This is a genomic window from Reichenbachiella versicolor, assembly GCF_003171675.1.
GTDB classification, from domain to species: domain Bacteria; phylum Bacteroidota; class Bacteroidia; order Cytophagales; family Cyclobacteriaceae; genus Reichenbachiella; species Reichenbachiella versicolor.
This window is the reverse complement of sequence record NZ_QFZQ01000001.1, coordinates 598,289-620,298: the sequence shown is the minus strand read 5'-3', so window position 1 is coordinate 620,298 and position 22,010 is coordinate 598,289. Positions and strand designations below refer to the sequence as shown.

The 22,010-nt window shown below is 36.6% G+C and carries 12 protein-coding genes and 1 tRNA gene; 6 read left to right on the top strand and 7 right to left on the bottom strand.

Translation table 11 applies throughout. The annotated features are described in order from the left end of the window. Positions 1–14 precede the first annotated feature (14 nt). The 6 genes from DKG80_RS02580 to DKG80_RS02555 all read right to left on the bottom strand — a co-directional run bounded on the left by DKG80_RS02580 (position 15) and on the right by DKG80_RS02555 (position 13,523). On the bottom strand, positions 15–2,138 hold the full coding sequence (locus tag DKG80_RS02580; protein WP_109829724.1) for an FN3 associated domain-containing protein: 2,124 nt from the start codon (positions 2,136–2,138) through the stop codon (positions 15–17). Then, the gene (locus tag DKG80_RS02575; RefSeq protein ID WP_109829723.1) at positions 2,138–3,592 is read right to left on the bottom strand and encodes a DUF1501 domain-containing protein; all 1,455 of its coding nucleotides are present in this window, start codon (positions 3,590–3,592) and stop codon (positions 2,138–2,140) included. The genes DKG80_RS02580 and DKG80_RS02575 overlap by 1 nt, the downstream gene beginning before the upstream one ends. 7 nt (positions 3,593–3,599) lie before the next feature. Then, the gene (locus DKG80_RS02570; protein ID WP_109829722.1) at positions 3,600–5,894 is read right to left on the bottom strand and encodes a PSD1 and planctomycete cytochrome C domain-containing protein; all 2,295 of its coding nucleotides are present in this window, start codon (positions 5,892–5,894) and stop codon (positions 3,600–3,602) included. Between the two features lies 1 nt (position 5,895). Next, positions 5,896–6,969, bottom strand: coding sequence for a twin-arginine translocation signal domain-containing protein (locus DKG80_RS02565; RefSeq protein ID WP_109829721.1), 1,074 nt, complete (start codon positions 6,967–6,969; stop codon positions 5,896–5,898). 110 nt (positions 6,970–7,079) lie between these two features. Next, positions 7,080–10,976 (bottom strand): hybrid sensor histidine kinase/response regulator transcription factor, encoded by a 3,897-nt coding sequence (locus DKG80_RS02560; protein ID WP_109829720.1) that lies wholly within the window; start codon positions 10,974–10,976, stop codon positions 7,080–7,082. 102 nt (positions 10,977–11,078) lie between these two features. After that, a complete protein-coding gene (locus DKG80_RS02555; protein ID WP_109829719.1) occupies positions 11,079–13,523 on the bottom strand; it encodes a T9SS type A sorting domain-containing protein in 2,445 nt (814 codons plus the stop codon). Positions 13,524–14,014: 491 nt separating this feature from the next. Between DKG80_RS02555 and DKG80_RS02550 the strand changes: the two genes are divergently transcribed. The 3 genes from DKG80_RS02550 (at position 14,015) to DKG80_RS02540 (ending at position 18,560) form a co-directional block, all read left to right on the top strand. Next, a complete protein-coding gene (locus DKG80_RS02550; RefSeq protein ID WP_109829718.1) occupies positions 14,015–14,671 on the top strand; it encodes a hypothetical protein in 657 nt (218 codons plus the stop codon). Then, positions 14,671–15,993 carry an ABC1 kinase family protein gene (locus DKG80_RS02545; protein ID WP_109829717.1) on the top strand — a complete coding sequence of 441 codons (1,323 nt, stop codon included), beginning with the start codon at positions 14,671–14,673 and terminating at the stop codon, positions 15,991–15,993. The genes DKG80_RS02550 and DKG80_RS02545 overlap by 1 nt, the downstream gene beginning before the upstream one ends. Before the next feature lie 455 nt (positions 15,994–16,448). Continuing rightward, complete coding sequence (locus DKG80_RS02540) at positions 16,449–18,560, top strand: leucine-rich repeat domain-containing protein (protein ID WP_109829716.1); 2,112 nt, start codon at positions 16,449–16,451, stop codon at positions 18,558–18,560. 325 nt (positions 18,561–18,885) lie between these two features. Here DKG80_RS02540 and DKG80_RS02535 read toward each other — a convergent pair. Next, a tRNA-Met gene (locus tag DKG80_RS02535) sits at positions 18,886–18,958 on the bottom strand. A 161-nt stretch (positions 18,959–19,119) separates the two neighbouring features. On the opposite strand from DKG80_RS02535, the gene era reads away from it, so the two are divergent. The 3 genes from era to DKG80_RS02520 all read left to right on the top strand — a co-directional run bounded on the left by era (position 19,120) and on the right by DKG80_RS02520 (position 21,995). After that, entirely contained in the window at positions 19,120–20,007 is an 888-nt protein-coding gene (gene era, locus DKG80_RS02530) for a GTPase Era (protein WP_109830188.1), read from the top strand. A gap of 35 nt (positions 20,008–20,042) precedes the next feature. Further along, positions 20,043–20,843, top strand: coding sequence for a lysophospholipid acyltransferase family protein (locus tag DKG80_RS02525; protein WP_109829715.1), 801 nt, complete (start codon positions 20,043–20,045; stop codon positions 20,841–20,843). 126 nt (positions 20,844–20,969) lie between these two features. Next, complete coding sequence (locus DKG80_RS02520) at positions 20,970–21,995, top strand: threonine aldolase family protein (RefSeq protein ID WP_245906944.1); 1,026 nt, start codon at positions 20,970–20,972, stop codon at positions 21,993–21,995. The last annotated feature ends 15 nt before the right edge of the window (positions 21,996–22,010 follow it).

The window sequence follows — 22,010 nt, the reverse complement described above, 5'->3', positions numbered from 1 at the left end:
GAATCAGCTACTAACTAATAAAAAAACAGTTGGTCCACCAAAACTCTACCTTTCTTACCTTTATGCATATGCCAACTCGGAAGCTTGCTAATCGGCTTAGCTACTACCTTATAATATTGGTAGGAAACGGAGTCAAAGTTTAATTCTGCGATACGAGAAACATTCAAAGATTTGAAATCAAAATTCTGTTTCTGTATCAGCTTCATATTTTCTTTTTGATCACCTCCCCAAATCTCCACTGTCTCTGGTGGGCTAGCTCGTTGCCATTTGACAATGCTGAAACTAATGGTAATTTTGTCTAGTATGGGTGGAGCATTCCCGAAATCAGCTACTGCTATCAGGGGATCTTTTTCAAATCCAATCCACTCATCTCTTCTCAGGTTTCCACTTCCTTTGCGACCATCTATAAGTCCTGCACCACCTGTGCCTTTGAATCTAGGAATGGGTGTAGTCAGTACGTCAACAGATTGTGGAGTAAACCCTCTATCGAATATTTGATAACTAGATACCTTACTTCTTCCCCAGCCTTCTTTATAAGCAATGGCTTTAATATTTGTATAACCTGCTATTTTTATTGGCTTTGTATAATTGATGGAAGTACTGTCTGGTTTAGTACCGTCTGTCGTGTAGCGAATCTCTACTCCTTTCATTTTGTGTTCGAGTTGAACACGTTCTCCCGCTGCTAAGATTTGCTTTTTATTCTTTAGAAGAGGCGGTGTGAGTTGCTGTTCTTCTTCATCCGTGACTATATACCCATAAGCAATCTTGAGCGCTGGCATCTGCTGCTGTATTTGTGATACTTGATTCTTGGTCAAAGGGGTATTCCATAAATAAACACTTTCCAAGCTTTCAAACTGACTGATTACTTCTTCAATTTCTTCGCTCTGATTGGTTCCTGCCAGAGAAAGCGACCGAAGTTTTTTACACTTCGTCAATACACTTAATTCTTTAGAGGTCACATCTGTGTAATTCAAATTCAAGACTTCCAGATTTTCAAATTGACTAATGGTTTCAAGTCCTTTTGTCCCGATGGGTAAATACGAAAGGTGAAGATCTACTATTTGTTCCTTGACTTTGATGAGCTCTTCTAAAAGATCAGGAGTGTAGGTTTCTTTACCGTAGATAGCCGCTTCGATAGCTGGTGAACTTGGTGATTTTTGAATAACATTTCGAAAAGAGTTATTGAGTTCTTCTATGACTTCACTATCAGCAAAGGCGAAAGTGTAAGCAGGTTTAGACGACTTCTTTTCTTTATTCATCAGATTACTCACTAGCATTTCTAAAGTATCACCTTTTGTTAGTTCACTTATGGTCTGTTCTTGATTAGCTCCATCTTGAATCCATACCTTTAGCAATTCTATTTCAGGATTCGAGAGTTGTGCTTTTCCCTTAGGCGGCATGTGCTCTTTATCCTCTATCGGTAGAAAAGCTCTATGTATAATGGCGCTCTCTGTAGGATTGCCAGCGATCCAAACAAGGCCATTCTCTCCTCCTTTTGCAATACCTTTGGGTGTAGAAAGGTCTAAGTCTCCTTTATGCTTTTCTGAGTTATGACAGCTTTGACACTTTGATTTTAGTATCGGCTGAATGACAGCTTCGAATACCGGTGTTTCTTCTTGGATTTCATTGGACTCCTTAGAAATCACAGGTTCTAGAATAAACTCAGTGCCGTGTGTCAGTCCTGCACCAAAATGTCCGATGACAATGACATTCAGGAAACTTCCATATAGTAGGGTCTTGTATATCCATGATTTTGCGTCAAGCAAAAGCAACAAATAACACAAGTATGCTATCGAAGCACCCGTCCACTTATGTATGGTCATTAGCTCTGAGTCGTAACCCTCTTTGTATAGAAAAAAACCCATCAAAACGGCTACTATCGTAGACAGAGATGTCAACCACAGTAAGAAACGATTGACTTTGCGATATGATGACTCATCTAGCTGTTTTCTGAATAGATCTAACAAAACCAATAGTGCAACAAATGCAATAGGAAAATGCAAAATCATGGGGTGCATCCTACCGAGTGGTTGTAGCCAGATAGGTACTTGCACATAGTCTTCGAACACTAGGAACAATGTCAATATGCTCAGCATACAAAATACAGTAGCTGATATTACTCTCTCCAACTTCTCCATCAAGCGATAATATTTTTAACTACATGGCCATGCACGTCGGTCAGTCTAAATCGTCTACCCAAGTATTTGTAGGTCAATTTTTCATGATCTAGTCCCATCAAATGCAATATGGTAGCTTGCAAGTCATGAACATGGACTGGGTCTTTGATGATGTTATAGCCGAACTCGTCAGTCTCTCCATGAGTGATACCAGCTTTGACTCCTCCGCCTGCCATCCACATGCTAAAGCATCTAGGATGGTGATCTCTTCCATATGAGTTTTCTGAAAGCTCCCCTTGGCAATAATTGGTTCTGCCGAATTCTCCTCCCCATATTACGAGAGTCTCATCTAGTAATCCTCTTTGCTTGAGATCTTGAATCAAGGCTGCTGAAGCTCTATCTACATCTTTGGCCTGTAGTGGCATATCTCTGCCTAGGTTATTGTGTTGATCCCAACCTTGATGATAGAGTTGAACAAATCTCACTCCTGATTCTGATAATTTCCTTGCTAATAAACAGTTGGAGGCATAGGTACCTGGCACCAGACAATCAGAGCCATACATCTTGATAATATGATCTGGTTCGTTAGTTAGATCTGTTACTTCGGGAACAGCTGTTTGCATACGAAATGCCATCTCATACTGCTTTATCTTAGCCTGAATCTCCGGATCACCAAACTCTTCATACCCCATTTGATTCATCTCGGACAAGTGATCTAACATCTTTCTTCTTCCTTGCTTACTGGTACCTTCTGGATTATTTAAGTACAGAATAGGATCTTCACTTGCGCTAAACTGTACTCCTTGGTGGGTACTGTCTAAAAAGCCATTGGACCAGAGTTTAGAATATACCCCTTGACCATTTCCTTTTCCTTTTGATAATAATACAGTGTAGGCTGGAAGGTTTTCATTTTCACTTCCCAGTCCATAGCTCAACCACGCTCCCATACTTGGTCGGTTACCTACCTGTGCTCCGGTCTGGAAAAAGGTCAATGCTGGATCATGATTGATCGCCTCTGTATGCATGGTTTTGATTACACAAATGTCATCCGCCATTTTAGCGATGTTAGGAAATAGCTCACTGACCCAAGTTCCTGCTTGGCCATATTGCTTGAAGCCAAATTTCGAACCTACTAGCGGCAATCTATCTTGCTTGGAAGTCATACCTGTTATTCGCTGTCCTTGGCGAATAGATTCGGGTAAGTCCTGCCCATAAAGCTTATTTAACAATGGTTTATAATCAAAACTCTCCAACTGGGAAGGTGCACCATTTTGCGTAAGCATAATTATTCTCTTGGCCTTGGAGGCAAAGTGTTTAATACCTAATGGCAAATCTGCCGATCCTCCTGCTGATCCTTTAAAAAGGTCAGGGAGCATCAGTGAACCTACAGCAGCGCTTCCCAATCCCAATGCCATCTTGCCTAAAAAGTGACGACGGTTGATATTAAGTCTATTCTCTAAAAATTCTTTGTCCATGACTTTCTTAGCTTCTGGTGATAGTTTCTTCCAAATTATAAATCGAGTGAATGACCTGCATCAATGCAGCAACTTGTACAGAGTCTCGCCCTTCCTTAGCAGGATATTCTCCTACTTTGATGAAGTCTTCTGCTAGCTCTGGATGATCGGTAAAGTGTTCTTTTTGTTCCTTCAAATAACTGATAAGCAGCTCTTTTTCCTGTGGCTTGGGTGATCGACAGACAATCAACTTAAATGCTTTTTCGACTTTGTTGTCATCTGCTATATCTTCACTGCTCAAGTTTTCTGCCAATACCCTAGCCCCTTCTAGTACTGTAGGGTCATTTAACATGATCAAAGCTTGCAATGGTGTGCTTGTGGTCACTCTTCTTACTTCACATTGATCTCTAGATGATGCGTCAAACGTAAGCATAACTGGCGGTGGCACTGTACGCTTGATGAAGGTGTAAATTCCTCTTCGGTACAAGGCATCTCCATGATCCTGATCGTAAATACTAAGCATTCCTCTTCCCGAAGCAGCAGCCTCCCAAAGTCCATCTGGTTGATAAGGTTTGACACTTGGCCCTCCTATTTCAGGATTCAGTAATCCACTACTGGCGAAGACCATATCGCGAATCATCTCTGCTCCGAATCTTGATCGAGACATTCGAGCATAATACTTGTTCTCTGGATCTATGGATAACTTCTTTTTATCGGTAACTGAAGACTGCTTGTAGGTAGCTGACATGACAATGGTCTTGATCAATCTCTTGATATCCCAATCACTTTTGAAGTCTGTCGCTAGCCAATCCAACAACTGAGGATGAGTAGGTAGATCACCCTGCATTCCAAAATCCCCAGTAGTTTTCACAATACCTTTTCCGAAGAATTCTTGCCAAATACGATTGACAAATACTCTACTGGTCAATGGATGTTCTTCACTTAATAACCACTCTGATAGTCCCAGTCTATTTTGGTCAAACTTCATTGTATCAAATGGAAGAATAGCACTCGGAGTTCCAAAAGTGACGACTTCACCTTTAGCATCATAAACGCCTCTTCCTAGGATATATGTATCACGAATACCTGGTTTGTCTTTCATGACCATGACCTCCACAGGCTCTTCTGCCTTTTTATTGATAAAAGTCAAAAGGCTATCGATCATTTCAGAAGTAATCTTCATTAACGGTGGGTCAGCAAAGTTTCGGTCTATTTTGTATAAACCTTTCTCTGGAACCTTATCGAAGAAGGCAAAGGTCTCAAAGTAATTCTTTTGTGAAATAGGGTCATACTTGTGATCATGACACTTTGCACACTCGAACGTCATTCCCAAAAAGGCTTTCCCTAGCGTATTGGTTCGATCCGTAACGTATTCAACTCTATACTCTTCATCAATCACCCCTCCTTCTTGTGTGATCTTATGGTTTCTATTGAAGCCTGTCGCTAAAGTAGCTTCTATGTTTTCTTCTGGTAATAAATCACCAGCCAACTGCCATGTCAAGAACTTATCGAATGAATAGTTTTGGTTGAACGCATGAATCACCCAGTCGCGCCAAGGCCACATCGTGCGAAGTCCGTCATCTTGATATCCATGTGAGTCTGCGTATCGAGCAATATCTAACCAATGAACAGCCATTTTTTCACCGTAGTGCTTATTGGACAGCAACTTATCTACTACTTTTTCATATGCTTCCTCGGAATCGTCATTGATAAAGGCTTCTTGTAACTCTAGGGAAGGTGGTAAGCCAGTGAGATCAAATGAAACACGCTTGAGTAGTCTGGCTTTGTCAGCTTCAGGGTTAGGCGTCAGTCCTATTCCTTCCAGCTTATTTAGGATGAAGTAATCAATTTCATTATTTGTCCATTCTCCCATATCTACCTGTGGAAGAGTTGGTGATTCTGGCTTAACAAAGGCCCAGTGTGGTTTGTACTCTGCTCCTTGTTCTATCCACTTACCTATTACTTTCTTTTCATATTCATTTAGTTTCAAATTGGAAACAGGTGGTGGCATCATCAATGTCGAATCATCTGTCATGATTCGTAGATAGGCCATTGATTTTTCTGGAGAACCTTTTACAATAGCATAGGCTTCTTTGTGTCCTTCCAGTGCTGCATACGCTCCCTCTGGCGTATCTAATCTTAATCCACCTTTTTGATTAAGTTTATCTGGCCCGTGACAGGCGAAACATTTATCAGACAATATAGGCCTAACGTGAAAGTTATAATCTACCACTTTGGGAACTTTCATGTTATCCAACTTTTGCTTCTTTGCGCATGAGAAGAACAAAGAAGATAACACTATTACATGTATAAGGTTCTTCATTTTATACTCTCTCTAGTTTGATAGGGTAAGACTGTCCTGCATTCCATTGACAGACATAAAGGTTTTTATCTTCATCCACACAGACATCATGGCCGTGTTTAAATACTGGCGAATCTTGTATGATCATCTGTAGTTCTCCCTTTTTATAGCGAGGCTTGGTTCCTCCAGGGTTGGAGACTACTTTGTCTGTTTCATCTAGAATGGTGACAAAACCTGAATTGGCTACACGCTCTAAATGTTTCATTCTCGACCAGCATACGCCTGCATAGATATTCTGGTCATGAATTACAGGACGGCACACATATGCACCTGGTATAAATATGGTCGATATATATTTTCCGTCTAGTGTAAATCTTTTGAAAGAGTTTTCAACTCGTGATGTGCAAAGCAGCGTAATATTGTTAGGGTCACGGTCGTCAATGGCTACTCCATGAGCGTTTTTAAGGTTCTTGTCAGCGTCTCCCTTCCCTCCAAACTTTCGAATAAACTCTCCTTTACTATTGAATTGTAAAATAAAGTCTGAACCATAGCCATCGGCAACATAAATGTCTCCATTGGGAGCAATAGCTGTCTCTGTTGGCTTGTAGCGTTGTTTGGGTTGATAGACGCCAATTTTTCGTGGATCAGGTAGCTCCATCATTACTTTTCCTTCTACCGTAATCTTGACCACTTTAGGATTTTTATTATCTGGGTCACAAATGAAGAGAACATCCTCTCCTCCTTCATTAAAAATGCTCAGTCCGTGACCACTTTTGTATTCTGTACCCCAACTTGTCAGAAGCTTACCAGATTTATCATAGACTATGACATTATTTTTCGTCTCGTCGGTGATCATTATCAAACGACCTTGCGAATCCATAACCATTTCATGACAGTTCTTGACTGGCGTAGCGCTAGGGTTAAGGTTTCCCCAAGATTTGTGAACGCGGTATTTAAAATCTCCATGACCAATTACCTCGTCATCTACATCTGGAGTAGTAAGAATATTGAAACTATAGAGGGGTAAACTCAAGGCCGCACCGGCCATTGCAGACTTTTTTATAAAGTCTCTTCTTGCATTGGGTATTTGCTTCATTGATTGGGTAGTCTTATACCCTACAAAGAAGTCTTACACAGCTTCAAATTAGTTGGATTTATTGTGCTTTTAGGTGGACAATACTGTCATTAAAGATTAAAAAGCCTTTTTTAGCGCTTTGGCAGAAAAGAAGTTGGTGATTTACCAAATTCCTTTTTGAATGATCTACTGAAGTAATGGTTGTCATTATACCCTACTCTAAAAGCTACTTCTTTAATGGATAAATTTCCTTGATGAATCAGTTCCATAGCCTTTGATAATCGATATGAGTTAACGTACTCAATAATAGACTTTCCTGTTAAAGCTAGAATTTTACGATAGAGCTGAGATCGACCTACTCCTAATTCCTCGCATAGCATTTCGATACTTAGTTTTGAGTCACTTAAATGATCACTAATAATACTATTGACTTTGGATAAATAATGGTCAGATTGAGAATCTACCACTGCCTTAGTTTCTTCTAGTTGGTATTTTTTGATCAAAGAATTTCTAGACTCTAATAGATTACGAATCTTAAGTTTGACTTCAGTAGTATTAAATGGCTTTTGTATGTAATCTTCTGCCCCTGATGCCAGTCCTTCTAGCTTATTTTCTACCGATCCTTTTGCTGTCAAAAACAATATAGGAATGTGAGCCGTCAGTTCATTACTTTTCAATTGATTGGCTAATTGAATACCATTCATTTCTGGCATCATGACGTCACTAATAATTACATTTGGAATAACAGATAGTGCTTTTTGTAACCCTATTTTCCCATCCTCTGCTTCGATTACTTCATAGGATTCACTTAGTTCTTCCACCATATAGCTACGTATATCTTCATGATCTTCAATGACAAGTATGACCGTACTTTTCGGGTCAATTTGCGGATACTCCACATTACCTTGTATTTGATTTTGACCATAATAATTCTGTCCTATGGGAATTGAAATTGTAAAGTGTGTCCCCTGCCCCAACTCACTTTGTAGTTTTATTTGTCCATGATGTAGCTCAGTTAATTCGGCTGTCAATGATAACCCTATTCCACTACCATGTGCAGACATTTTACTATCGTCTAACTGGTAAAATCGTTCAAAAACCTTCTCTTGAACATCTTTTGGCATCCCCTCTCCATTGTCAATAATTTCAATTTTCATTTGGCCATCAAGCACTTGATGGTCGTGAATTACTGATTCATGGAGAGAAACTTTTAGATCTATATTTCCTCCTGTAGGCGTGAACTTAAATGCATTTGAAATGAGGTTGGTTACAATTTTTTCAACTACATCTTTGTCATAATAAAGAATGTAATTTTCATCAGGTAGACTTACTTTAAAAGTGATCTGTTTTTCATCCGACCAATAGGAATATGCACTTTGAATATTCTCAAACAAAGAAAAAGTACGATGCTTACTTACTTTTAACTGCTGCTGTTCGTTCTCGAGTTTTCTAAAATCCAAAATTTGATTGATCAACTCTAAAAGTCTAGTCGTGTTTTTATGCATCATATTGAGCACACTCTTTTTAGGCGCAGTATTCTCTCTGACATACTTTTCCAACGGAGAGGCTATCAAAGTCAATGGCGTTCGTAACTCATGAGAGATGTTTGTAAAAAACCTTAGTTTCATTTGAGTCATCTCTTCCACTTGTTTGACCCTAGCTTTTTCGATTTCAAACTTTGACCTGTTTCTCTCTCTCTTGGTATTCAATCGAAATAGCCATAAAACCACAACAACAAGGATTAACACTAATAAAGCTCGAACCCATATTTGCTCCCAAAATGAAGGTAAGATCGACACATATATTTCTTTTACTTCATCATTCCATATCCCATCTTCATTGCTTGCCTTCACTCGAAAAGTATACTTTCCTGCTGGAATATTGGTATAAGTAGCTTTTGGTTCACCAGATACTTCGATCCAGTCCTTATCAAAACCTTCAAGCTGATAAGCATACCTACATCTATTATTATTAACATAATGAATAGCTCTGAACCCAATTTCAAATTTGACATCCGAATGATCTAGTTCTATTTTATTAGCTAATATTATGTTTTTAGCCAGTTGTCTGGCTCCAGCTTTTACAGGCTGATTATTAATCCAAAGGTTCGAAAGATAGACTTTAGGCACTGTAGATCTTGGTAGTATTTTTTGAGGCTCAAACGTTTTGATTGTCTTGCCATATCGAACCATCATTGAACCATTTTCAAGCGCCTGAATATCGTTACTTTTCTTTGATTTCAAGTCTGCATTCCCATTTACCCTTCGTGCATATTTAGTCCTAGGATTATATTCAAAAAGACCTTCAGATGAGGCTATCCATAATTTATCGCGTTGATCAAATGCTAAAGAGTTAACCAATAAGTCATTTAGTAGCCTGTGTTGAACCCAATGAAATTGACCGAAATTATCTAAATAACAGAGCCCTGTCTTAGTTCCAATCCAAAGGTTACCAAACCTATCTTCAATTAAGTCCATAATAAAATTATCCTGAACCGAGGTTGTATTACCTATTCTATGCCTGAAGTGCCTAAAGGTATTGGTCTGAGGTAGGTAGAGCTTGAGTCCGTCACCATCTGTCCCTATCCAAACTTGCGACTTGCTATCTTCAAAAATTTTATTAACCCTATGAAAATACCCTATACCATCTGGTATATTCCTATTACATTCATATTTCCGAAAGCTTTCATTTTGAATATTATATTTCGTAGCTCCTAATATATGTCCTAACCAAATGATAGAATCACTAACTAATTGAATAGATGTGGAATAAATTGAAGTATCTATTTTTTGCTGCTTCAATAAATTTCCATCTTCTGAAAATTGATAAAGCTGCCCTTTACTTTCTGCCCATACATACTTTCCCTTATTAGAAACCAATCTTAGTCTCTGACCAAATCCTGAAATAGACTGAAGGAAGTTATTGTCGTGTTTTTGAAATATAGAAACACTTTCTCCATCAACAACCCAGAAGTTACTTCGTGTTTCAATCAACTCATCAACCTGATATTGCTTAAATATAGACTGGAAAGTATCTGTCTCCTTACGCAATAGAAAAAAAAGACCTTTGTCTCCCAATACCCATGTTCCGGTATCATTTTTCCTGTGTGCAATTTTCCCAATTCTCCTATTAGCAGTAGAGTAAAACAATGAATATGGTAGTGATAACTGCACTTCAAGGTTATTATTCAGTACTTGTATCCCTTCCCTATTTGAGAGCCACAACTGACTTTTTGAGTCAATTGCTCCCGAATTATTCCATTCTGCTGGAAATTCAATTTTCTTCAAATTATTATTTCTATCGACCTGAAATGGTGGATTTCCTAAAGAGAATATTCGGTTTTTATAATTAAGAAGATGAAAATAGGCTCTGTTGTGTTGTTTTTGGGAATTACCTACTTTTTTAAATGTATTTGACGCCGGATTAAACCTATTAAGACCTCTCCAAGTACCTATATAAACGTCTCCTTTCTCTCCTTCAGCTAGTGAAAGTACATTATTATGACTGATAGATGTTGAGTCATTGGTGATAAACTCATACGATCTAAATATCTCAGAATTCCTATCTAGAATATTTAAACCTCCACCATCAGTACCAACATAGAGGTTCTGATCCGATGACTCCATGATCACCTTAACTTCATTAAAACTTAAGCTTTTCTTGTCTTCATCTAGATGAAGGTATCTTTTAAAGCAATCACAGTCTTCGATATACTTAAGAAGGCCACCGCCATAAGTACCTACCCATAGAATATCTTTAGAGTCCTCAAATAAACATGAGATATGATTAATTGTAAGACCTGTGCTGTCAGTAGGATCTTTTTGATAATGTTTATAGTCGCCTCCATCCCATCTCCAAAGCCCATTGTCTGTAGCTATCCAGAGGAAACCATTTCTATCCTCTAAAATATCATACATTTTAGTTTCAACAGGAAGTTGAAAGCTGGTAACAGTGAAATTTGTAGACGAAGCTGTAACTCCCTCTTCAAAATACCATAGAAACAACAACAATAAAAAAGCCTTCTTCATCCTGTGAAATTCAATTATTGAAACACAAGATAAAAAAGGCTATTTCAATTAAACCATCGATGGATTTTTTCACCATCTAGATGGAATAAATTGTTAGTAGAATTACTTAATGACCTTACTGACCAATTGACCTTCTTCGTGCACTACTAGCAAGAAATATATTCCTGAAGGTAAATCACTCGTGTTTAAAACCACATCTTTTTGACCTTTAAGCAATTCTGTAGCGACAACTCTACCGTTCATGTTTCTTAAACTAACCGATATAGCATCAATTTCTTCCAACGAAACATGAATTTCATCATTAAAAGGGTTTGGAAAAACAACACCAATATCTTCTAAGGTTTCTATACCCGTTGGTTCGTCAGGATCAATTGGATCTACAATAATATCCCCAGGATTAGTTGGGATTTCTATATCCGAACCAGCTCTAAAAACTCTATTCCTAGATGCGTCATCATTTCCTTCCCAAGCACCAATTGCGGGATTTGGAGAGGATGTAATACCTGCAATAACTTCTCCTCCTGAATTAAATGAAGAACTTGATTTCAATCTAAAGTCGGCATTCTTCGCGTCTAAATAGTGATCCTCTGCTTTGGAAACCATTCCCGAATTACTCACCGATACACTGTATAAAGTAGGATCAGCTGCAACTTTAGTAGCAAAATTTTGAAGATCTGCATCGGTAACTTTTCCAACAAGACTCGATTTACCTTCCATCAATAAATTATTTTTATAAACGAGATCTCCTACGTAACCCTTATTGCCTTTATCGTCTTCCTTGTGCCAAAAGGTCAAGAAATAATCATAATTCCAGCAGGTATTATTGTAGTAATACATTTTTTTGGTCAATGTCTTAGTTCTTGGACCTAGATACATAACATCTCCCTTGCTCTCCGTTTTGGCACCTGGGCGCTTACTGGTATAAGTATTACCTCTGATATTGTAAATCAAATTGTGGTGCACTGTATAATTCTCTGTATCCTCTAAATAGAGTGCTACTACTTTTTGTCTACTATATCCAGCCGGATCGGTATCATAAGCAGGTATACCATGCATATCATGTATTTTATTATAAGCAATCACTGTGTTCTTAACATCAAGCCCTATTGGCTTGCCCGTGCTGGTAAACATTATAGATCCTGCATCTTCTCCCATAGACATTGCTCCATAAAAATCATTATCGGTGATTTCGGCATAAATAGCCTCAGTCATACGGATGTGAAAACGAGAGGCCTTTCCAAAAGTGTTTTGGGTAACTTTAGTACTGCCTCCTTCATTATACAGTGAAACAGTAAACTGTCCCATCCATCCTATATCTTCGATAACACAGTTATTGATAACACTATTATCCGAACCGGGCTCAATCACTATTCCACTACCCCATGTATGTCCAATATAGCATTTATCAAATGTAGCATTGTCGGCATTTTTTATAACAATACCTTCTTTCAATACACCATAGGTTCTTCTATAGTGAAATGGTAAAAGATAGGTAAACGTACAATTCGTAGCCGTGAAATCATTAGCGTTTTTGACTTCTATAGTAGCTGCCGTCACGTTTATCTTTTCAAGTTTTACTTGATTTGCGTTAATCTTAAAGGCATATTTTCTTTTCTTGATATCAAACACTTTATTCTTCATTGACCCTCCTTCAGGTTTATAGTAAATAGTGTTATCAAGTTTTTTATAAAACCACTCTCCTTCATAATCTAACACTGATAGGTCCATTACATAACCAAAGCCTTCTGGCTGACTATAAGCCTCATTTGCAGCCCAGTTGTTTCCTTGTTCGCTGTAAGATTTGAAAGTTACCAGTCTATCTCCTGCTCTAGTCACATTACCACCATCTTGAGAGTAACAAAAAATGTTATTTCTAAGTTTACCTATAAAACCTCTCACAATTGCTTCATCAGTAAAGGTTACATTAGGTATTGTAGGAGTACCATCATGTTGCGAAAATGTCACTTTACCAGTGGCATGTTCTCCTGTTGGCTTACTGGCATCTAAGAGAATAGCAAAACCACTTTTTTGAATCATAGGAGTCATCATTTCTCGATTATTTCCATAGACATATTTCTTATAATCCGATGTATTATTAGGAAATCTGGCTATTTGCTTATGCTGACCATTTACAAAAAGCTGTGTAAATTTCGTTTCTACCTCACTGCTGTTTAAAGTCATTTTATAAACACCTGGTCTCTCGGTGTCGGCCTGCCAACTACCAGCTTTGTAACTATCTGCCCCTGAAACTACAACACTATCATCTTCGAATGGTTTTATAGTAACATCAGCCACATTAACAGTTACTGTTTCTCTATATACTCCTTCGTGTAGAAGTATTACATCACCTGTACTAACAAGACTATTCGCGAAGAGATAGTTTATTGTCTGATATGGTGCATCTTTTGTACCTCTTCCTGTCTTTTCATTTACACCAGATGGAGATACATGGACATCAGCCGCAATACCACCTAGAGAAATAAATAATAAGAACAAACACAACGAATAACGGTTAGGTAACACGTTAACGAGTCTAAGTTTAATCATATTGAATCTTGTTATAATATTAATTCACTGGAGCAATATTATAATACTAACTCAATTCAGAGAAACAAAAAATATGGAATATGGGGTCTATTTGGTAAATGAATAAGTAAAGAATATGTAAGAATTTGAATTGATACACTATTATTAAGTTGATTTCGAAAAATGTTGCTGCCAACTTTCATGATTTAACAATGAGTTACCATCTAATTGAACTTAGATATTAACTTTATCAACCGATGAGTACAAGTAATTCTTACTTCATTTATATCTATAAGAATCTTAGCTTAATTAATTATTTATTCGACTAGTCCGACTACCTAACTTCTCATATTTATCAATTGTCGCTGTTTTTAAATCAAGCTAGTTGGGAAACGTAGGAAACCTATCACTGCCTAATTTAATATTTAAGCCAAAACACGACACATTCAATCATAAAACAGACAACTATATCATCTCATTTACGATCAATTAGTGATTAACAACTATTCACTATGGCTAAAAAGAAAATAACTAAATCTGCTATTCAAAAAGGTTATCAGAATTACTTATTAGATACCTCTGATTTTCCAGATAATGTTCGCGTCTTTACAACTTATCTAAAAATAACGGAAGCTGAATTTTATGAGCACTTCGGATCAATAGATACAGTAGAATCTTCTCTATGGGAAGATTATTATCATAAGGTTATTAATGTATTGGACAAAGATCCTGAGTTCGAAAATATGACTGATCGAGAAAAACACCTTTCTTTTCTTTACACTTTAGAAGAGGTGATCAAGTCAGATCGTTCTTACATTCAGTATAGATTATTGCATAAGACAAAAAATCCTATGCCTAAATTCTTACTTAAAACATTAAAGGTACTTGACAAGGCCGATCTAAACTGGGTCAAACCTCCTAGCTTTATTCCTGAAAGAGGCCAACGCTTTGCTTCATCTACTTATTCTAAAGTCCTTTGGAAACATAGTATATCTGTTATCTATTTTTGGGCTAAAGACAATTCCACAGATACCAAGGATACCGATGCTTATATTGAAAAATCTACAAGAACCCTTTTCGACCTTGGGCAAATTCCAGCGTTAGATTCAGTTCTAGACCTAGGAAAGTTCTTTTTACAAAAGTTAGGTTTTAATAAAGTACCAGCATAATGAGCGAAGAATTAGATAGAATTCCAATAGGAAAGGTACGCCGTGCTGGCAAATTTATCACTACGGGAGCCAAAGTAGGTGGGAATTATGCCAAGCATTACGCTAAGGCAATGATCAATGGATCAGTAGATCAGGAAGAACTTGATAAAGACAATGCCAAGGATATTTATAGTTCATTAAGCGAATTGAAAGGAAGTGCTCTAAAAATGGCACAGCTGCTTAGCATGGATCAAAATGTTCTTCCTAAGGCATATTCGGATAAGTTTACAATGGCTCAGTATAGTGCCCCACCATTATCTTATCCATTGGTAAAAAAAACTATCATGAGTAATCTGGGGAACTACCCAAATGAAATATTTGATTCGTTTTCTTCTAAAGCAAGCAACGCTGCATCAATGGGACAGGTGCACAAGGCGAAACTGAACGGTGAAGAAGTAGCAGTTAAAGTTCAATACCCTGGCGTAGGAGACAGTATTAAAAGTGATTTAAAACTAGCTAAACCTTTTGCTTTGAGTTTGATGAAAGTATCTGCTAAGGATATCGATCCTTATCTTAAGGAGGTAGAAGAAAAACTATTAGAAGAGGCAGATTATGAGCTCGAACTCAAACAATCTCTAGAATTTGCGAAACTATGTAAAAATGTTCCTAATGTAGAATTTCCTCAATACTTACCTCAGCACAGTGGCAAACAAGTCTTAACGATGACTTGGCTTAGTGGAGTACCTCTAGGAGAATGGATGAAAAGTGAGCATTCGTTGGAAGCGAGGCAATTGATCGGTCAAACCCTATGGGATTTTTACATGTATCAAATTCACCATCTCAAGATGATGAATGCAGACCCGCATCCTGGTAACTATATTATAAATGAAAGTAACAGACTTGGAGTGATTGACTTTGGATGTGTAAAACATGTGCCTTCTGATTTTTATGAACCTTATTTTAAATTGGCTAAACACGAAGTTTTAGACGACGAGAAACAAGTAAGAGAATTATTTCAAGAGTTAGAAATAATTCTACCTTCTGATTCTGAGAAAGAGGAAAAGCTGGTTACCAATATGTTTGTTGATCTAATAAGACTTGTTGCAAGACCTATTAATTATGATGAATTTGATTTCAGTGACAATGCCTTTTTTGAGGAGATATATCAAATGGGAGAAATAATTTCTAAAGATCCTGAATTGAAAAAACTACAGGCAAGGGGAAGCAGACATTTCATTTACTTCAATAGAACTTTCTTTGGACTCTACAATATCCTCAACAATCTAAAAGTAAAGATCAAAACCAATAAATCAAGTTTCTTGAAATTAACTGAACAATATTAATTGAAGCTGTGTCAAAAGCCTGAAACACAAAAAAACAATTGTATTTCGGACTTTTGAGACAGCCTCTTTTTCATTAAAAGGTATAGTCAGAAAGTCGTCATTTCTAGATAAATCAAGCAGAATTCACTTATCACACCCTATAAGTCAACTCTTACTTACCTTATAAACACCTTTTTCTACAGCTTCAAACAATATTTATTAGAAAAAACCTTCTCCTTCTATTAACTAAGAAAATGAATTAAGCTGTCGTTTAGGTTGATAATCTAGCTTTCATTGTTAAAATCTAATCCTCTACAAAAAATCAAGCAATATTTAATATCCAATCCTTTCGGAATAATATTCATATTCAAGAAGTTGGAGTTTTGTGTTTTTTAAAAGAGATTCGGGCTGAAATTTAATTTCTTTAAATATTACTATATACCATATGTAATATCATATTTAATCAAAGCCAAACAATGCAAATACTAATTAGACTTTTCTCAATCCTATTCACTGCAATATTTTTTCTTTTTAACGCAAGGACTTCTCTAGCACAGCAGTATACACTAACTGATGATGACATAGAAATGACCCCCTATGGTTATATTGAAAGCTGCTCTTATGATTTCTCCATTAAAGACATCATTATACCTGATGTAATAGATGGACAAACCGTAACCGGTATTTTAGATAAACAAATTGGACAGACCCTTATTTTTGGAGGAAAAGGAATTACCAGTATTGAACTTCCTTCAACTATTAAATATATCGGCGACAATGCATTCTATAATAATGCAATCAGTACGCTAGATCTAACAAAATACCCAAACCTAAAAACTGTAAGAGATCGGTCTTTTGCAAATAACAATATAACTGTTTTAAAACTAGAAAATCACCCTAACCTAAGCCTGATAGGTAATAATGCCTTTACAAGAAACAGCATATCAAGTGTTAGCTTTAAAGATTGTACTACGCTGAAAAGAATAGGCTTTAATGCGTTCAATGACAATGATATAGAAACTCTAAACTTTGAAAACTGTGTAAACCTTAATTCTATTGGTTTTCGAGCATTTTACAAAAACAAATTATCTACTCTAGATTTCAGTGATTGCCATGCTTTGGTGATAATTAGAGAAGGAGCTTTTAAAGAAAATCCTTCCTTAACCTCATTTATGTTACCTGAAATAACTCATGAAAATTTTAAAAGATGGATAGATGTTAATGGTAATACTGTTGATGGAAATATAGCTATTACCGATTTTGATATGATGTACGGTGCTCTTGTTTCTCATACTATTAACGAAGATGATGATTTAGATATTAGAAACAATACACTTTACGGAGCGAAATATGATGGTATATATACTGACATTATTTTTCCTGAAGAACTGAATGGTGAAAAAATAAAAAGAACAATAAGCTCATATCCAGGCATTCGAGCTAATACTTCTTGGTTTGGGTCTATGGGGAATCAAAATATATTATCTCTCAAGATCCCATCGACTTTTCAGGTAATAGGTGCAAATGCCTTTAGAAATAATCCATTGATATTTTTTGATTTGACCGAAGCAACAAGTCTGTCAGAAATCCAAACAGATGCATTTCTAAATAATAAACTCATTGATATAGATTTAAGCAATTGCCTAAATTTAACAGTTCTTGAGGATGACTGTTTTTATAGTTTTAACGGTGTTAAGACTTTCGAACTACCAAATACAGTAACAACAGCTGATTTTATTTTCAATCACTGGTATGAAAACAAAAATAAAGAAATCCCTTTTGAAGGCTTAGCAGAAACAAGAAATGAATATCGAGCCAATATCATTAATCAACCAGACATAACTTTTATAGTAACTGATGGGGTTAACCCCTTAGCAGATGCTCTGGTAACAATGCCCCCTTGGGAACTTGACCTAACGGATGAAGAAGGTCGAACAGTTGCTAATAATACCACTAATAACTCCACATGGAATTACAAAGTGAGTAAAAAAGGTTATTCCACCGTAGAAGAAGAGATCACCACATCAACCTCTGTAAGAACAGAAAACATAGTCTTAGAACCTTTGGGTAAAAAGCTGGTAATTACTGTTACTGACGAACAAAACAGCCCTTTAAAAAATGCTAAAGTATTATTAGTCGATTATGGCACTACTTTTACCAATGAACTTGGACAAGTAACTTATCCAAGTGTATTACCAGAAACACTAAGCTACTCTATAGATTTAGATGAATTCGAAAGTCTACAGGGTAATTTTGACATGGGAGAGGCAGATCAAGACAAAACTCTCATTGTGAAAAAAGTAAAAGATGAGGAGATTAAAGATGATGATGTCGATAATAGTGATGAGATAACAAATATTTCTTTTACTAAACACCAAACTTTAGCTTACCCTAACCCTGCAAATGGTTTGATTACTTTGCCAAATGCTATTGATCAAAAAGTAGTCATTTATGATGCTTTAGGCATTAAAAAACTTTCAGCATTACCTAATAAAGCAGATTTCGTATTGGATGTATCAAACTTGTCTAACGGAGTATATATGCTTAAAATAAACACTAATTATCAAAGAATAGTAATTGAAAAATAGATTTGCTAGTTAGACATTATAGTTTTCAAATTTCATACTAATCTCACCAATATTTGGAAAGATTTTCATTTCCTCACATCGCTCAATAGAAGAATGAGATAAGTGGTATAATACTAAAGCCCCTTCAAGAAAAAGATTTTTTAAAAAAGATGGTCATTTCAAAAATAAATGGTCTCCTCTTCGTAAATGTTAGTTAGTCGAAATATACTACTGACCTTGACTTTAGAGATAAGCCAAGGTCAGTCTCCCTTACTACACGACTAGAACTGTTAGTACCGTAAACAAAAAAGGTCAGCACTTTCGTACCGACCTTTTCACATTTTAGTAGCGGGAGCAGGACTCGAACCTGCGACCTTCGGGTTATGAGCCCGACGAGCTACCAACTGCTCCATCCCGCGATATAATTTTCACCGTAATTAAATTCAGTTCATTACTCCGTTTACGATATCAGAACTTTTTCTGATTTGTCCAATTCTCTGTTACTCTGTTTCTGAATTGGATGGCAAAAGTAGAAGACTCATTACTTAAAAACAAGTACCTTTGTAAAATAAATTTACATATGGGTAACACAGAGTTTAAATCAGGTTTCGTTAGCATCATTGGAAAACCTAATGCGGGTAAGTCAACATTAATGAATGCATTAGTGGGAGAGAATTTATCAATAATTACTTCTAAAGCTCAAACAACCCGACATAGAATAATGGGGATCTTGAGTAGTGAAAATTTCCAAATAGTATATTCAGACACTCCTGGGATCCTAAACCCTAAATACAACTTACAAAAATCAATGATGAGTTTTGTAAGTTCATCATTGGAAGATGCAGACCTTATCCTCTATGTAATAGATTTAATGGAAAAACAAGAAGAGGAAGAACTACTAGAAAAAATACTAGCTTCTAACACTCCTACTCTTGTAATCATTAATAAAACCGATTTAAATAAAGGATCTCGTTTAAAAGATAAAATTGACTATTGGCAATTGCTCTACCCAGAAGCTGAAATCATGTCTGTTTCAGCTTTAGAAAAAGATAATACTAATAAGCTTTTTGATCGCATACTAGAAATACTACCTGTCCACCCGCCATATTTTCCAAACGATACTTTAACTGATAAACCTGAGCGATTTTTCGCTTCAGAAATGATCAGAGAACAAATATTCAAACATTATCAACAAGAAGTACCTTACAGTACGGAGGTCGAAATTTCAGAATTCAAAGAAGATGATAGTATCATCAGAATGAGAGCTGAAATATATGTAGAGAGGAAATCCCAAAAAGGAATTATTATAGGTAAGGGTGGTGAATCAATTAAAGCGGTAGGCATTGGAGCTCGAAAACAAATGGAAGCCTTTTTTGGGAAGCAAGTGCATCTAGAAACTTTTGTAAAAGTGGAACAAGACTGGAGAAAAAAAGACAAGCTCCTCAAAAAATTCGGATATAAGAACTAACACTCCTAATTTACCCAAATCTTACTACCCAATTCATGTCAAGCAACTCTACAACATTTTCTCTGGGGAGAAAACAAACTTGGTACAAGCGAACACTAGTCTTCAAAATCTTGAATACGATCTATATGATCTATGCGGGTCTCTTTTGGATTATAACTTTCCTAATGCTCTTTCCTCTTTTCGTCATCGCTGACAAGTTTAAACTAGATAAATTCGGACTACGGATAAACCATTATTGGGCGAAATTTTTCTTCCCAATGATCGGAGTCCCTGTTAATATCAAATATGAACACAAAATTGATAGAACTAAAAACTACCTATTTTGTGGAAACCATTTTTCTTATTTAGACATAGCCATTATGCCATTGATGCCTGTACCAATTCAATTTGTAGGTAAACTTTCGATAGGCAAAGTCCCAATCTTTGGATACATGTTCAAAAGGTTTCACATCACAGTTGATAGGTCATCGATGAGAGAACGATATGCTACTTATAAAAGAGCAGTAGATGCTTTAAAATCAGGATTTTCGCTGGGGATTTTCCCTGAAGGTGGGATAAAATCAAAAAACATTCCTACGATGGCTCCTTTTAAAGAGGGCCCGTTTAGAATGGCTGTAGAAACTGGAACCCCTCTCATTCCAGTTTCTTTTGGTGATAACTGGCATATGTTCCCTGATGACAAATCATTTAGATTTTTCAGGTCTAAATGTAGAATCATTGTTCATCAACCTATAGAGCCGTCAAAATATTCATTGGAAAACCTTCAAGATTTTCAAGATGACGTTTATCAAATTATTCAAAACGGAATTGATAAGTTGAATCAAAAAGATCAATGATATCAGACATAGTTGTCTACTTGTATTCTTATATAAAAAAATTAAGATAGGATATAATCAAGTTTTGATTTCCTTTGATTCTGTATAACTTTCTCGAATTCAAAAAAGCAAAGTCAAAGAAAGGGAATGAGCAAGAAAGAGATGATTATTGATTTGAGAAACGACTCAGTAACTAAGCCTTCAATTGGCATGTTGGAACACATGATGTTGGCTAAAGTTGGTGATGATGTACTAGGTGAAGATCCTACTGTAGCAGAACTTGAAAAGAAGGTAGCTGGCATTTTCGGACATGAGGCGGCTCTTTTCTGTCCGTCTGGAACCATGGCCAATCAAATTGCAATCAATATTAACACCAACCCTGGTGAAGAAATGATTGTTGATCGCAACTCCTATATTTATTTATATGAAGGAGGAAGTACAGCCTTCAACTCTCAAGTTTCGATGCGATCTCTAGAAGGGGATCATGGACGTATGAGCCCTCTTGATATTACTGAAAATATTAACCCTGTTGATATCACATATAATAGAACTACCATGATTGCTTTGGAACATACAGTGACCAAAGGAGGTGGATCTTTATATGATATTGATAGCATGAAGCAAATCTCCCAGATTGCTAAGGAAAACAATATCAAAATGCACCTTGATGGTGCTAGAGTATTCAATGCTATAGTAAAATCAGGTGTTGACCCTACTGAAATTGGGTCTTGCTTCGATACTATCATGGTCTGCTTTTCCAAAGGGTTAGGAGCTCCGATGGGAGCAGCACTATTAGGAAAGAAAGGTACTATAGCTAGAGCAAGACGACTCAGGAAAGTTATGGGAGGTGGCATGCGCCAAGTAGGATATTTAGCTGCTGCTGCTATTTATGCATTGAATAAAAATATCAAGCGACTTGATATAGACCATAAAAGAGCAAACGAACTTGCAAACATCTTTGAGGACAAAGGATATATTGACAACATATTGGCCGCTGGTACGAACATTGTCATTTTATCAATTGACCCTAAGGTATCTATTCATGAGCTTCTTAGAGACTGGAATGCCAAGGGCATTAAGGCTTTACCTTATGGTAAAAATGAAATCCGATTAGTAACTCATATGGATTTCAACGACGACATGTTATTAAAACTCCGAGATTCTTTGGTTTAATATAACTTACATACT